This window comes from Pseudomonas sp. ENNP23 (assembly GCF_001728945.1).
Classification (GTDB): Bacteria; Pseudomonadota; Gammaproteobacteria; order Pseudomonadales; family Pseudomonadaceae; genus Metapseudomonas; species Metapseudomonas otitidis.
On the sequence record NZ_LYSP01000001.1, the window covers coordinates 39,083 to 52,349 of the forward strand.

At 67.8% G+C, this 13,267-nt stretch carries 12 protein-coding genes; all 12 read left to right on the top strand.

What is annotated here, in order from left to right:
* Positions 1 to 24: 24 nt before the first annotated feature.
* Positions 25 to 1,500, top strand: coding sequence for a type VI secretion system contractile sheath large subunit (gene tssC / locus A9G05_RS00170; RefSeq protein WP_044411975.1), 1,476 nt, complete (start codon positions 25 to 27; stop codon positions 1,498 to 1,500).
* 10 nt (positions 1,501 to 1,510) lie between these two features.
* On the top strand, positions 1,511 to 1,918 hold the full coding sequence (tssE, locus tag A9G05_RS00175) for a type VI secretion system baseplate subunit TssE (RefSeq protein ID WP_069559055.1): 408 nt from the start codon (positions 1,511 to 1,513) through the stop codon (positions 1,916 to 1,918).
* Between the two features lie 12 nt (positions 1,919 to 1,930).
* A complete protein-coding gene (locus A9G05_RS00180) occupies positions 1,931 to 2,203 on the top strand; it encodes a PAAR domain-containing protein (protein ID WP_044412074.1) in 273 nt (90 codons plus the stop codon).
* A gap of 63 nt (positions 2,204 to 2,266) precedes the next feature.
* Positions 2,267 to 4,054, top strand: coding sequence for a type VI secretion system baseplate subunit TssF (gene tssF, locus A9G05_RS00185; RefSeq protein ID WP_069559056.1), 1,788 nt, complete (start codon positions 2,267 to 2,269; stop codon positions 4,052 to 4,054).
* On the top strand, positions 4,018 to 5,034 hold the full coding sequence (tssG, locus tag A9G05_RS00190; protein WP_069559057.1) for a type VI secretion system baseplate subunit TssG: 1,017 nt from the start codon (positions 4,018 to 4,020) through the stop codon (positions 5,032 to 5,034). The genes tssF and tssG overlap by 37 nt, the downstream gene beginning before the upstream one ends.
* 14 nt (positions 5,035 to 5,048) lie before the next feature.
* Positions 5,049 to 7,643: a type VI secretion system ATPase TssH gene (gene tssH / locus A9G05_RS00195; protein ID WP_069559058.1), complete on the top strand. Its 2,595-nt coding sequence runs from the start codon at positions 5,049 to 5,051 to the stop codon at positions 7,641 to 7,643.
* Between the two features lie 10 nt (positions 7,644 to 7,653).
* Positions 7,654 to 9,165: a sigma-54-dependent Fis family transcriptional regulator gene (locus tag A9G05_RS00200; protein WP_069559059.1), complete on the top strand. Its 1,512-nt coding sequence runs from the start codon at positions 7,654 to 7,656 to the stop codon at positions 9,163 to 9,165.
* Between the two features lie 56 nt (positions 9,166 to 9,221).
* On the top strand, positions 9,222 to 9,359 hold the full coding sequence (locus A9G05_RS00205) for a type VI secretion protein (RefSeq protein WP_069559060.1): 138 nt from the start codon (positions 9,222 to 9,224) through the stop codon (positions 9,357 to 9,359).
* Between the two features lie 20 nt (positions 9,360 to 9,379).
* Positions 9,380 to 10,567: a type VI secretion system-associated FHA domain protein TagH gene (gene tagH / locus A9G05_RS00210; RefSeq protein WP_069559061.1), complete on the top strand. Its 1,188-nt coding sequence runs from the start codon at positions 9,380 to 9,382 to the stop codon at positions 10,565 to 10,567.
* 5 nt (positions 10,568 to 10,572) lie between these two features.
* Complete coding sequence (gene tssJ / locus A9G05_RS00215) at positions 10,573 to 11,058, top strand: type VI secretion system lipoprotein TssJ (protein WP_069559062.1); 486 nt, start codon at positions 10,573 to 10,575, stop codon at positions 11,056 to 11,058.
* A gap of 1 nt (position 11,059) precedes the next feature.
* Complete coding sequence (gene tssK / locus A9G05_RS00220; protein WP_069559063.1) at positions 11,060 to 12,391, top strand: type VI secretion system baseplate subunit TssK; 1,332 nt, start codon at positions 11,060 to 11,062, stop codon at positions 12,389 to 12,391.
* A gap of 4 nt (positions 12,392 to 12,395) precedes the next feature.
* A complete protein-coding gene (gene icmH, locus A9G05_RS00225; RefSeq protein WP_069559064.1) occupies positions 12,396 to 13,265 on the top strand; it encodes a type IVB secretion system protein IcmH/DotU in 870 nt (289 codons plus the stop codon).
* The last annotated feature ends 2 nt before the right edge of the window (positions 13,266 to 13,267 follow it).

Below are 13,267 nucleotides of genomic sequence, written 5' to 3' on the forward strand. Positions count from 1 at the left end.
GAACAGATTGAAAGGACGCGAACCATGAGTATCAGCGCAGCACAGGAACAGTCGGCGAAGGCCGCCGAACACGGGATCCTCGACCGAATCATCGCCGAAACCAGCCTGACCCCGGAGGACGAAGCCTACGGCATCGCCAAACGAGGCGTCTCTGCCTTCATCGAAGAACTGCTGAAGCCGCAGAATCAGGGCGAGCCGGTCAAGAAGGCCCTGGTGGACCGCATGATCGCGGAGATCGACACCAAGCTCAGCCGCCAGATGGACGAGATCCTCCACCACCCGGAGTTCCAGGCACTGGAATCCTCCTGGCGCGGCCTCAAGCTGCTGATCGACCGCACCAACTTCCGCGAGAACATCAAGATCGAAATCCTCAACGTCTCCAAGCAGGACCTGCTGGATGACTTCGAGGACTCCCCGGAAGTGGTCCAGTCCGGCCTCTACAAGCACATCTACACCGCGGAATACGGCCAGTTCGGTGGCCAGCCGGTCGGCGCGATCATCGCCAACTACTACATGAACCCCAGCGCCCCCGACATCAAGACGATGCAGTACGTCGCCAGCGTCGCCTGCATGTCCCATGCGCCCTTCATCGCCGCCGCCGGGCCGAAGTTCTTCGGCATCGAGAGTTTCACCGGCCTGCCCGACCTCAAGGACCTGAAGGACCACTTCGAGGGCCCGCAGTTCGCCAAGTGGCAGAGCTTCCGTGAACAGGAAGACGCCCGTTACGTCGGCCTGACCCTGCCGCGCTTCCTGCTGCGCAACCCCTACGACCCGGAAGAGAACCCGGTGAAGACCTTCGTCTACCGGGAGAACGTCGCCAACGACCACGAGCACTACCTCTGGGGCAACACCGCGTACACCTTCGCCAGCCGCCTCACCGACAGCTTCGCCAAGTTCCGCTGGTGCCCGAACATCATCGGTCCGCAGAGCGGTGGCGCCGTCGAGGACCTGCCGCTGCACCACTTCGAGAGCATGGGCGAGATCGAAACCAAGATCCCCACCGAGGTCCTGGTTTCCGACCGCCGCGAGTACGAACTGGCCGAAGAAGGCTTCATCGCCCTGACCATGCGCAAGGGCAGCGACAACGCCGCATTCTTCTCCGCCAACTCCACCCAGAAGCCGAAGTTCTTCGGCATCAGCGAAGAAGGCCGCACCGCCGAACTCAACTACAAGCTCGGCACCCAGTTGCCCTACCTGTTCATCGTCAACCGCCTGGCCCACTACCTGAAAGTGCTGCAGCGCGAGCAGATCGGCTCCTGGAAGGAGCGCTCCGACCTGGAGCTGGAGCTGAACAAGTGGATTCGCCAGTACGTGGCCGACCAGGAGAACCCCAGCTCCGAAGTCCGTAGCCGCCGTCCGCTGCGTGGAGCCCAGGTGCTGGTCACCGATGTCGAAGGCGAACCGGGCTGGTACCGCGTGAGCCTCAGCATCCGACCGCACTTCAAGTACATGGGGGCGGATTTCACCCTGTCCCTGGTCGGCAAGCTGGACAAGGAGTAAGGGGCGGCAGATGGACGGTTACGGCAGCCTGTTCGAACGACTGGGCGGCAAGGCACACGAACGTGTCGGGCTGAGCCGCGAAGTCGCCGTCATGTCGTCCGTGGCCGACCATCTGGCCAAAATGCTCAGCACCCGAGCGGGCAGCGTGCAAACGCTGCCCGACTACGGGTTGCCCGACCTCAACGACATGCGCATGAGCCTGCACGACGCCCTCAACCAGGCCCGTGCCGCCATCGAGCGTTTCATCGAGGCCTATGAACCCCGACTGCAAGGCGTCCGCGTGGTAGCACTGCCGCGTCGGCACGACCCACTCAACCTGTCCTTCTCCATCGAAGGTACGCTGAACATCGACGGCACCCGGCGGCAGGTCAGCTTCGCCGCCCACCTCGACGGCAGCGGCAAGGTCAAAGTCCAGTAAGGAGATACCCCCATGTCCGGCAAACCCGCCGCACGCCTGTCCGACCCGACGGCATGTCCCATCCCGTTCCACCTGATCAACCCGATCGCCGTTGGATCACCCGACGTGCTGTTCGACGGCCTGCCCGCCGCACGCCAGGGCGACCCGTCGGCCTGCGGCGGGGCCATGGCGGCCAACCTTTCCGCCACCGTACTGATCAATGGGCGCCCTGCCGCCACCGTGGGAAGCATCGGCAGTCACGGCAACGTCGTCCTCAGCGGTTCGGGAACCGTACTGATCGGCTGACGAATACAGCGCCCTGGCCCTTTCGCCAGTCTTCGCCCAGGAACACCGGGAACACAGTCCTCCATGTCCTTCAACCACTACTACCAAAGCGAGCTGACCGCCCTGCGCCAGCTCGGGCGCCGCTTCGCCGAGCGCAGCCCGGCATTGGCGCCCTTCCTCGCCCAGGCGGGGCGAGACCCGGATGTGGAGCGCCTGCTGGAGGGCTTCGCCTTCCTCACCGGCCGGCTGCGGCAGAAGCTCGACGACGAACTGCCCGAGCTGACCCATTCGCTGATGCACCTGCTGTGGCCGAACTACATGCGCCCCCTGCCAGCGTTCAGCATCCTGCAGTTCGATCCATATGCCAGCGCGGGTGAATCGCTGGTGGTGCCCCGTGAGACCTGCGTGGCTAGCAACCCGGTGGATGGTGTGCGCTGCCGCTTCCAGACCTGCTTCCCCACCGAGATCCTGCCCCTGCGGGCCGATGGCCTGAGCTACTCCATCACCGGGGATGGCGCCTTGCTCAGCCTGCGCCTGGTGCTGATCGACGACGGCCACCTGGGCACCCCCCCCTTCGACCGGCTGCGCCTGCACCTGGCGGGCGAGCGCTACATCAGCCAGACGCTCTACCTCGGGCTGGTACATGACCTGGACAACATCGAGTTGGTGCCGCTGGATGCGAACAACGTTGCCTTACAGGACGAGCGCGGCCAGCCCATCGGCCTGCGCCTGCCATCCACCAGCATTCACCCCGTGGGCTTCGCCGAGGAAGAAGCGCTGATCCCCTACCCGCTGAACACCTTCCGCGGCTACCGCTACCTGCAGGAGTACTTCGCCTTCCAGGACAAGTTCCTCTTCGTCGACCTCACCGGCCTGGCCTGCCTCGGCGGCCTGCCCAAGGAGCAGCTGGAGCAGACCAAGGGCCTGGAGCTGCGTTTCGACATCCGCCGCAGCGGCATCCAGCGCCTGCGCCCGACCCTGGACAACCTGAGGCTCTACTGCACCCCGGTAGCCAACCTGTTCCGCCACGACGCCCTACCCATCCGTCTCGACAGCAAGCAGGACGAATACCTGATCCTCCCGGCCGAGTACGACCCACAGCACTGCGGCGTGTTCTCCGTCGATACCGTCAGCGGCTGGCTGCCCGGCGGGGTCGGCCATCGCGACTACGTACAGTTCGAATCCTTCGAGCACGACGCCAGCTTCGACGTGCCGATGCCCCGGCCGCACTACAGCGTGCGCCAGCGCAGCTCCCTGCTGCACGACGGACTGGACACCTACCTCAGCTTCGGTGCGCGCAGCGGCCAGGAGCAGGAAACCCTCTCCGTGGAGCTGACCTGCACCAACCAGAACCTGCCGCGCCGCCTGCGCCTGGGAGACATCTGCCATCCGGGAGAGGGGGCGCCTGACTTCCTCACCTTCCGCAACATCACCGCCGTGACCGCCAGCTACGCCCCGCCGATCAACCGCGAGTTCCTCTGGAAGCTGATCAGCAACATGTCACTGAACTACCTCTCGCTGGCCAACGTCGACGCGCTGAAGGTGATCCTCGAAACCTACGACCTGCCGCGCTACTACGACCAGCACGCGGAAAAGGTCAGCAAACGCCTGCTCAACGGCCTCAAGTCGATCCGCCACCAGCATGTGGACAGGCTCCACCGCGGCCTGCCGGTCCGAGGCCTGCGCACCGAAATGAGCATCGATCCCGAGGGCTACATCTGCGACGGCGACCTGTTCGTCTTCGCCTCGGTGCTCAACGAATTCTTCGCACTCTACGCAAGCCTCAACTCGTACCACGAGCTACGGGTCTGCAGCACACAGGGAGAGGTGTACCAATGGACACCACGCATGGGCCAGCAACCCTTGCTCTGAGCCGCCTGAGCCAGGGCATCCGGGAATACGCGCTGTTCCAAGCCGTGCTCCTGGCAATGGAACACCTGCACCAGGCCGATGGCACGGACGAGGAGATCGACGAGGAGCGCCTCTACGATCGCATCGAGTTCCAGGCCAACCCGAGCCTGGGCTTCCCCGGCACCGACATCCACAGCCTGACCTTCTTCGAAGAAGGGGGCGAAACGCGAGCGCGTATCTGCCTGAACCTCGTCCGCCTCTCCGGCTCGGGCTCGCCACTGCCTGCCTTCTATGCCGAGCAGGTACTGGACGAGGGTGACGACGACAACCCCACCCGGGACTTCCTCGACCTGTTCCATCACCGTCTGCAGCGGCTGCTGCTACCGATCTGGCGCAAGTACCGCTACCGGGCACGCTTCCAGAGTGGTGCCCGGGATGCCTTTTCCGAGCGGCTGTTCGCCCTGATCGGCCTCGGCAGCGAGGAACTGCGCAGCGCCGAGGAGCTGAACTGGAAGCGCCTGCTGCCCTACCTCGGGCTGCTCAGCCTGCGCGCCCACTCGGCCGCGCTGATCGAGGCCGTGTTGCGCTACTACTTCAAGCATGCCGAGCTGTTCATCGAGCAATGCATCGAACGCAGCGTCGACATCCTCCAGGAGCAGCTCAACCGCCTGGGCCAGGCCAACAGCCAACTGGGTGAAGACCTGGTATTGGGGGAACGGGTGCGCGATCGCGGTGGCAAGTTCCGCATCCACATCCGCCAACTGGACTGGGAACGCTTCCACGAATTCCTGCCCATCGGCACCGGCTACCAGCCCCTCTGTGCCCTGGTGCGCTTCACCCTGCGCGACCCGCTGGACTACGACCTCCGCCTGGAACTGCGCCACGACGCCATCCGCGAGCTGCGGGTCGGCGCCGATAACCCCTGCCGCCTCGGCTGGACCAGTTGGTTGGGCCGCGAACGTGCCGACGGCATCGTCTCGCTGCGCAGCCGCACTCATTAAGGACCGATGAGCCCATGATCAATATCGACCTGCAACAACTCGTCCAGGCCCTGGACGCCGACACCCGCCGTGACCTGGAGATCGCCGCCGAGCGCTGCGTCGGCCGGGGCGGCAGCCGCATCCTGGTGGAGGACCTTCTGCTGGCCATGCTGGAGCGTACCGGCAGCCTCATCCACCGCGCCCTGCAGGACGGCGAGGTCGACACGGCCGAGCTGGTCGCCGCGCTCCAAGCCAACCCGGAGCACAGCGCTTCGCGCAATCCGGTGTTCGCCACCGAGCTGGTGCAGTGGCTGCAGGACGCCCTGCTGGTGGCCAATCTGGAACTGCACCGCAGCCTGATCGACCAGGCTGCACTGCTCCTGGCGCTGTTGCAGAACCCGCTGCGCCACGCTGGAACGCGCTACCACGCCCTGCTCGGCCACATCAGCGCCGAACGGCTGCGGGACTTCGCCCGCGCCCAGCAGGCGGAGCCGGGCACGGCCAGTGCCCCGTCCACGGGGGAATCGCTGCTCAAGCGTTTCACCCACAACCTGACCCAGCAGGCCCGGGAAGGAAAGCTGGACCCGGTGCTGTGCCGGGACTCCGCCATCCGCCAGATGATCGACATCCTCGCCCGGCGCCGGAAGAACAACCCGATCGTGGTCGGCGAGGCCGGCGTGGGCAAGACCGCCGTGGTCGAGGGCCTGGCCGGCCGCATCGCCAATGGCGAAGTGCCGGACGCCCTCAAGGATGTCGAGCTGCTGTCCCTCGACCTCGGCCTGCTGCAGGCCGGCGCCAGCGTGAAGGGCGAGTTCGAACGACGCCTGAAGGGCGTCATCGACGAGGTCCGCAACGCCCCGATGCCCATCATCCTGTTCGTCGACGAAGCCCACACCCTGATCGGCGCGGGCGGCCAAGCGGGCAGCTCCGACGCGGCCAACCTGCTCAAACCGGCCCTGGCGCGGGGCGAGCTGCGCACCATCGCCGCCACCACCTGGGCCGAGTACAAGAAGTACTTCGAGAAGGACCCGGCACTGGCCCGACGCTTCCAACCCGTACAGCTCCACGAGCCCACCGTGCCCGAAGCGGTGACCATCCTGCGCGGGCTCGCCCGCGTCTACGAGCGCAGCCACGGCATCTACCTGCGTGATGACGCCGTGGTCGCCGCCGCCGAGCTCTCCGCCCGCTACCTCGCCGGCCGCCAATTGCCGGACAAGGCCGTGGACGTCCTCGACACGGCCTGCGCCCGTGTCCGCATCAGCCTCGCGGCCGCCCCCGAGGCCCTCGAACGCCTGCGCGGCGAGCAGGCCGAGGACACCCGACAGCACCAGGCCCTGCGCCGCGACCTGGACGCCGGACTGCCGGTGGACGGCACAACCCTCGACGACCTGGCCACACGCCTCCACCAGCGTGAGGACGAACTGCAAACCCTCGAGGCCCGCTGGAACCACCAGCGCACCCTCGCCGAGCAACTGCTCGACCTGCGCCAGCGCATCGCCCGGCTGCGCCAGGGTGACGAGACGGTACCCGCCGAAGCGCCGGGCCTGGCTGAACTGGAGGCACAGTTGCAGGATACCCACAGCGCCCTGCGGGACCTGCAGACCACCGAGTCGCTCGTCAGTTTCGAGGTCTGTCCGCGGCTGGTGGCCGAAGTGATCAGCCACTGGACGGGCATCCCCCTCGCCCAACTGGCCCGCGAGCACAACGCCCGGGTATTGAGCTTCGCCGACGACCTGCGCCAGCGCATTCGCGGCCAGGACCAGGCCGTGCAGGCCCTGGACCGCGCCGTGCGCGCCACCGCAGCCGGCCTGAACCGGCACGACGCCCCGGTCGGCGTGTTCCTCCTGGTGGGCCCAAGCGGGGTGGGCAAGACCGAGACAGCACTGGCCCTGGCCGACCTGCTGTATGGCGGCGAGCGCTTCCTCACCACCATCAACATGTCCGAGTTCCAGGAGAAGCACACCGTCTCGCGCCTGATCGGCTCCCCGCCCGGCTACGTCGGCTATGGCGAAGGCGGCATGCTCACCGAGGCGGTGCGCCAGAAACCCTACTCCGTCGTGTTGCTCGATGAAGTGGAAAAGGCCGACCCCGACGTGCTGAACCTCTTCTATCAGATCTTCGACAAGGGCATCGCCAACGACGGCGAGGGGCGCGAGATCGACTTTCGCAACACCCTCATCCTGATGACCTCCAACCTGGCCAGCGAGCGCATCGACAGCCTTTGCGCCGACGGTCAACAGCCCACGCCCGAGGCGCTGGAAGAGGCCATCCGCCCGCAGCTCGTGCGGCATTTCAAGCCGGCACTGCTGGCCCGCATGCGGGTCGTTCCCTACTACCCCATCAGCGGTGCGCTGCTGGAAGAACTGGTGGGTCTCAAGCTCGAACGCCTGGGCACCCGCCTGCAGCGCCGCCAACTGGAATTCAGCCACTGCCCGGATCTGGTCGCGCACATCGCCAGCCTCTGCCAGCAGGCCGAGAGCGGCGCCCGGCTGATCGACCAGGTGGTGGAGTCCCGCCTGCTGCCCCAGGTGGCCGACCAGTTGCTCGCAGCCATGGCCACCGGCACCCCGGTCAGCCGCGCCCACGCCCGCCTGGGCGAGCACGGTGCCATCGTCTGCGAGCTGTGCTGAGGAGATGGGCATGTTCGCGCAGATGCCGCAGCCGCTCGACTACGCCGAAACCCTGCTCGGGCAGTACGACCGACTCGTCGGGCTGAGCGACAGCGACGAACTGCTGGGCAGCTTCGTCGGTGCCGCCGCCGAACTGAGCGGCTGCGAACTGGCGCAGCTCTACCTGCTGGACGCGGCGCGTACGCACCTGGGGCTGACGGCGGAATACCTCGAACCCCGCCTCCAGCCCCGGGACCGCGCCACCCTGCCCGCCGACTACCACGACCAGCAGCTGCTGCAGTACAGCCTGTGCCAGGGCCAGCCCCTGGCCCTGACCGAACTCAACCCCGGCCTGCACGACACCAGCTTCCTCCCCGAGGAAGGCGGCCCCTGGCGGGCGCTGCTGTGCCTGCCCTTGCGGGCGCACCAGGGCGCCATACGCGGACTGCTGCTCTGCGCCACCCGCCAGGCCCGCGACCTGGCGGCCTTCACCGGCTCGCTGGAGCGCATGGGCCGCCTCATGCTGGCCCAGCTCGACCTGTTCCAGCGGTTGCAGCCCACCGCCCGTGGCGACGGCTCTCGCAGTGCAACGCCCCGCCCCTGCGCGCGCGGTTTCGGTCTGATCGGTGAGAGCAAGGTGATGCGCCAGACCTACCGCCTGATCGGCAAGGTTCTGCACAGCCCCTACACCGTACTCATCCACGGCGAGACCGGCACCGGCAAGGAACTGGTGGCCCGGGCGATCCACGACCACGGCCCCCGGCGAGAGGCCCCCTTCATCGTGCAGAACTGCTCGGCCCTACCGGAGCAGTTGCTGGAAAGTGAACTGTTCGGCTACCGCAAGGGCGCCTTCACCGGCGCCGACGCGGACCGCGAAGGGCTGCTGGATGCGGCGAACGGCGGCACGCTGTTCCTCGACGAGATCGGCGACATGCCCCTGGCGCTCCAGGCCAAGCTGCTGCGGGTGCTGCAGGAAGGCGAAGTCCGCCCGCTGGGCACGCCCCATCCGCACCGGATCGACGTGCGCATCATCGCGGCCACCCACCGCGACCTGCAGGCCATGATCGCCGCCGGCGAATTTCGCGAAGACCTGTTCTACCGGCTCTGCCAGTTCCCCATCGAACTGCCGCCGCTGCGCCAGCGGGGCGACGACATCCCCCACCTCGCCCGCCACTTCGCCAACCAGGCCTGCCGCTTTCTCCAGCGCTCGCCCTGCCTGTGGTCGGAGGAGGCGCTGGAGCGGCTGGCCCGGCACCCCTTCCCCGGCAACGTGCGCGAGCTGAAGGCCCTGGTGGAGCGCGCCGTGCTGCTCTGCGACGGCGAATTGCTGCCGTCCCACTTCAGCCTGCGTGGCACGCCCCTGCCCAGCGGGCAGCCCCTGAGCCTGCGCGAACGCCTCGACCACTACGAACGCGGCCAACTGATCGAGGCCCTGCGTCACCACGATGGCAACCGTGCACAGGCCGCCCGCGAACTGGGCCTGCCCCGCCGCACCCTGCTTTACCGCATGGAGCGCCTCGGCATCGGCACAGCGGACCTGTGACGAGCCCGGCCATGCCCACACCCCACTCACCCCCGACTTCCGAAGGAGGATGCCCGATGTTCCCCCTCACCCTACGTGCCCTCGCAGGCCTCGCGCTGTGCATCGCCCTGGCCGGCTGCGGCGGCAACTACAAGTTCGACGACGGCGACTACCGCCCGCTCGGCACCCCGCAGATCCTCAACCGCGGCAACTGACCGCCAGGGAGCGACACGCCATGGAACTGGTTCTAGAAATCGTTGGCGCCCAGCAGTTCGTCCCGACCACCTCCGGTCGGCGACGCTTCCTCCGCGCAGGCGGCAGCCTCGGCCGTGCCGAGGACTGCGACTGGGTGATCCCCGACCAGCAGCGCCACCTGTCCAACCGCCACGCCCGGGTGACCTACCGCGACGGGCGCTACTTCCTCACCGACACCAGCAGCAACGGCATCCGCCTCAAAGCGTCAGGGGCCCACCTGCCCAAGGGTGAGGCGCACCCCATCGAGAACGGCACCGTGTTCTGCATGGGCAGCTTCGACATCCAGGCCCGTCTGGTGGCCACCCAGGACGTTCCACTGGAGGACATCGGGCGGCCGACCCCGGCCGGCAGCATCATCCCCGACGACTCCTTCCTCGAGCTCGACCCCCTGGCGAGCCTCGACCAGGAAGAAGAAGCAGACCGGGACGACCTCCACGGCCTGCTCCAGGCCCCCCCCGAGCCCCTGCGCCAGCCCCACGACCATGCGCCCATCGAGCGGGATAGCCTGCCCCTGCCGGAGCTGGTGCCCCCAACCGAGCCCCCTGCAGCGCCCATTGCTGCAGCCGAGGTGCCGGTCAGCTTCTGGGAGCGCCTGGGCGATGCCCTGGGTGTCGACCTCGCCCGGCTCGACGCGGTCGAGCGCGAAGCCATGGCCCTGGAGGCCGCCCACCTGCTGCGCCAGTGCGTCCAGGGCCTGCAGCAGAGCCTGAGGACCCGTGCGGAGATCAAGAACGAACTGCGCCTACCCCTCACCTCGGTGCAGAACACCGACCTCGGCCCCCTGCGCACGCCCCTCGACGGCCGCGACAGCCTCGGCGCCCTGCTCGCCCCCGGCCAGACCGGCGCGCCCAACGCACGGCTGGCGGTGGCACGGGCCTTCCGCGACCTGCAGGCCCACCAGGTGGCCCTGCTCAGCGCCAGTCGCGCAGCCGTCCGCGCCACCCTCGACCACTTCGCACCCGAGCCGCTGGCCCTGCGCCTGGAGCGGGACGGACGCCTCTCGCGGCTGAGCGGAGCTGGCGGGCGCTGGCGTGCCTACCAGCGCTACCACCAGCGCCTGCGCCACGACGACGACTGGACCGAGCGCCTGCTGGCCCGCGACTTCGCGCAGGCCTACGAGGAACAGGTCCGCCTCATCGCCACCCTTCACGGCAACCCAAGGGAATGATCGCCATGACCCGCTTCAAATCCTTCACCCTCCTGGCCGTGCTGGCGCTTCTCAGCGCCTGCTCGGCCCTGTCGCCCTACTCCGAGCTGACCAAGCTGGACCTCGACCTGCAGGCCAGCGACCAATTGAACCCCGACCTCGACGGCCGCCCCTCCCCCGTGGTGCTGCGTCTGCTGGAACTCAAGCACCCGGTAGCCTTCGAGAACGCCGACTTCTTCAGCCTCTACGAGCGCGCCCGGGAAACCCTCGCCCTCGACATAGTGGCCAGCGAAGAACTGGAGATCCGCCCCGGCGAGCGCCGCGAACTGAAGCTCAGCATCGACAAGGACAGCCGCTACGTGGCCCTGCTCGCGGCCTACCGCGACCTGCCGGAGACCCGCTGGCGCTACGTGATCGCCGTGCCGCCGCAAGAGCGCACCCGGGTCACCCTGCACCTGGAGCGCAGCGGCCTGTTCGAACCCCACGACCTGCCCAACCGCGAGGTGCGCTGATATGCACACCCACAAGGTCATCTGGCGCGAAGGCATGCTCCTGCGCCCCCAGCACTTCCAGCAGAACGACCGCTACCACGACAACCAGATCCGCCAGCGCACGCGCCTGCTCAGCCGCTACTGCTGGGGCTTCTTCCACCTGGAGATCGACCCGCAGTTCCTCGCCACCGGCAAGCTGGTGCTGAGCCAGGCCGCCGGCGTGATGCCCGACGGCAGCCTGTTCGACCTGCGCAGCCGCAGCGAGCCGCTGGCGCTGGACATCCCGCCCAACACCAACCAGACCCCGGTGTACCTGGCCCTGCCGCTGGTCACCGGCAACCACATCGAGGCCCGCCGCAGCGACCAGGCCGACGTCCTGGCGCGCTACACCGGCCATGACCTCGACGTGGCCGACTCCAACGCCGGCGAGGACTCCAGCACCCAGATCACCTGCGCCCGCCCGGACTTCCGCCTGCTCCTCGGTGAACAGCGCAACGACGAAGCCTACGTAAGGCTGAAACTCTGCGACGTGCTCGACACCTCCCCGGAAGGGCGCATCACCCTGGACCCGGCCTTCATCCCCAGCCACCTGCACCTGGCCGGCTCCGCCTACCTGCTGTCCTGCCTGAAGGAAGTCATCGGCATGCTCGGCCACCGGGGCGACACCCTCGCCGAGCGCATCCGCTCCAACGGCCAGGTGGCCGGTGCCGAGGTCGGCGACTTCATGATGCTGCAGCTGATCAACCGCACCGACCTGCTGCTCCGGCACTACCTCGAGCAGGAGCACGTGCACCCGGAGGAGCTGTACCGCACCCTGCTGGCCATGCTGGGCGAGATCACCACCTTCTCCAGCGACAGCAAGCGTGCCCGCCTCGACAGCCGCTACCAGCACAACGACCAGGGCGCCAGCTTCCGCGCCCTGATGGATGCCCTGCGCCAGGCCCTGTCCATGGTGCTGGAGCAGCACGCCATCGAACTGGGCCTGCAGCAGCGCCAGTACGGCATCCTCGTGTCGCCGCTGAAGGACCACACGCTGCTCTCCACCTCCTCCTTCGTGCTCGCCGCCAGCGCGCAATGCGAGCCCGAGGAACTGCGCCAGAACCTGCCCTCGCACCTCAAGGCCGGCGCGGTGGAGCAGATCCGCCAACTGGTCAACCTGCACCTGCCGGGCATCCGCGTGCGCCCGCTGCCCGTGGCGCCCCGGCAGATCCCCTTCCACGCCAACAAGACCTACTTCGTCCTGGAAATCACCGCGGAGGAGCGCAGCCAACTGGAGCGTTCCGGCGGCTTCGCCTTCCACGTATCCGGCGAATTCGCCGGGTTGGACCTGAAGTTCTGGGCCATCAGGAACTGAGCGCATGCAAAAGGAAATGGACTATCCACAGGACGACCGCACCGTCCTGCTCGACCGCCGCAGCGACGCCCCTCATCGCGGCCCCCTCACCGACCTGGCCGACGCCCCGCGCCTCGAACAGCTGGAAAGCCGCATGGTGCATGCCGCCCGGCTGCGACCGGCGGAGGCCTTCAACATCAGCCTCAACCCGCTGGTCTCCGCCGCCGCCAGCCTGCTGTCGGAGATCGTGCGGCTCAAGCACAGCCAGCAGGGGGAGGACCTCGCCGTCCTCAACCAGGCACTGGCCGACGGCGTCCGCCAGTTCGAGCAGCACGCCCTGCAGGAAGGCCTGGAGAACGGCGATGTGATGGCCGCCCGTTACGTGCTCTGCACCGTGCTGGATGAAGCCGTGGTCACCACCGCCTGGGGCGACCAGAGCACCTGGGCACAGATAAGCCTGCTCAGCCAGTTCCACAACGAAACCTTCGGCGGCGAGAAGTTCTTCCAGTTGCTGGACCGCCTGACCCGCAACCCGGTCAAGCACCTGGCCATGCTGGAGCTGATGTACCTCTGCCTGGCCCTGGGCTTCGAGGGCAAGTACCGGGTAGCGGCCCGCGGCATGCTCGAGCTGGAGGCCATCCGCGACAGCCTTTACCGACAGATCCGCCACCTGCGCGGCGACGTGCCCCGCGAGCTGTCGCCCCAGTGGCAGGGCATGCAGGAGCCTGGGCGCGGACTGGTACACAGCGTCCCGGCCTGGCTGGTGGTGGCCCTCACCCTGGCCTGCCTGCTGGCCATCTACGCCGGCTTCGCCTGGGTGCTCGACGATCAGCGCGAAGCCGTGCTGCAGCCCTTCCTCCCGGCCGCCTCCGGCCCGCTGGACCTCACGCCGTAACA

Coding starts and splice junctions, on each gene's coding strand:
- tssC (WP_044411975.1), top strand. CDS start 25: ATGAGTATCAGCGCAGCACAGGAACAGTCGGCGAAGGCCGCCGAACAC.
- tssE (WP_069559055.1), top strand. CDS start 1,511: ATGGACGGTTACGGCAGCCTGTTCGAACGACTGGGCGGCAAGGCACAC.
- A9G05_RS00180 (WP_044412074.1), top strand. CDS start 1,931: ATGTCCGGCAAACCCGCCGCACGCCTGTCCGACCCGACGGCATGTCCC.
- tssF (WP_069559056.1), top strand. CDS start 2,267: ATGTCCTTCAACCACTACTACCAAAGCGAGCTGACCGCCCTGCGCCAG.
- tssG (WP_069559057.1), top strand. CDS start 4,018: ATGGACACCACGCATGGGCCAGCAACCCTTGCTCTGAGCCGCCTGAGC.
- tssH (WP_069559058.1), top strand. CDS start 5,049: ATGATCAATATCGACCTGCAACAACTCGTCCAGGCCCTGGACGCCGAC.
- A9G05_RS00200 (WP_069559059.1), top strand. CDS start 7,654: ATGTTCGCGCAGATGCCGCAGCCGCTCGACTACGCCGAAACCCTGCTC.
- A9G05_RS00205 (WP_069559060.1), top strand. CDS start 9,222: ATGTTCCCCCTCACCCTACGTGCCCTCGCAGGCCTCGCGCTGTGCATC.
- tagH (WP_069559061.1), top strand. CDS start 9,380: ATGGAACTGGTTCTAGAAATCGTTGGCGCCCAGCAGTTCGTCCCGACC.
- tssJ (WP_069559062.1), top strand. CDS start 10,573: ATGACCCGCTTCAAATCCTTCACCCTCCTGGCCGTGCTGGCGCTTCTC.
- tssK (WP_069559063.1), top strand. CDS start 11,060: ATGCACACCCACAAGGTCATCTGGCGCGAAGGCATGCTCCTGCGCCCC.
- icmH (WP_069559064.1), top strand. CDS start 12,396: ATGCAAAAGGAAATGGACTATCCACAGGACGACCGCACCGTCCTGCTC.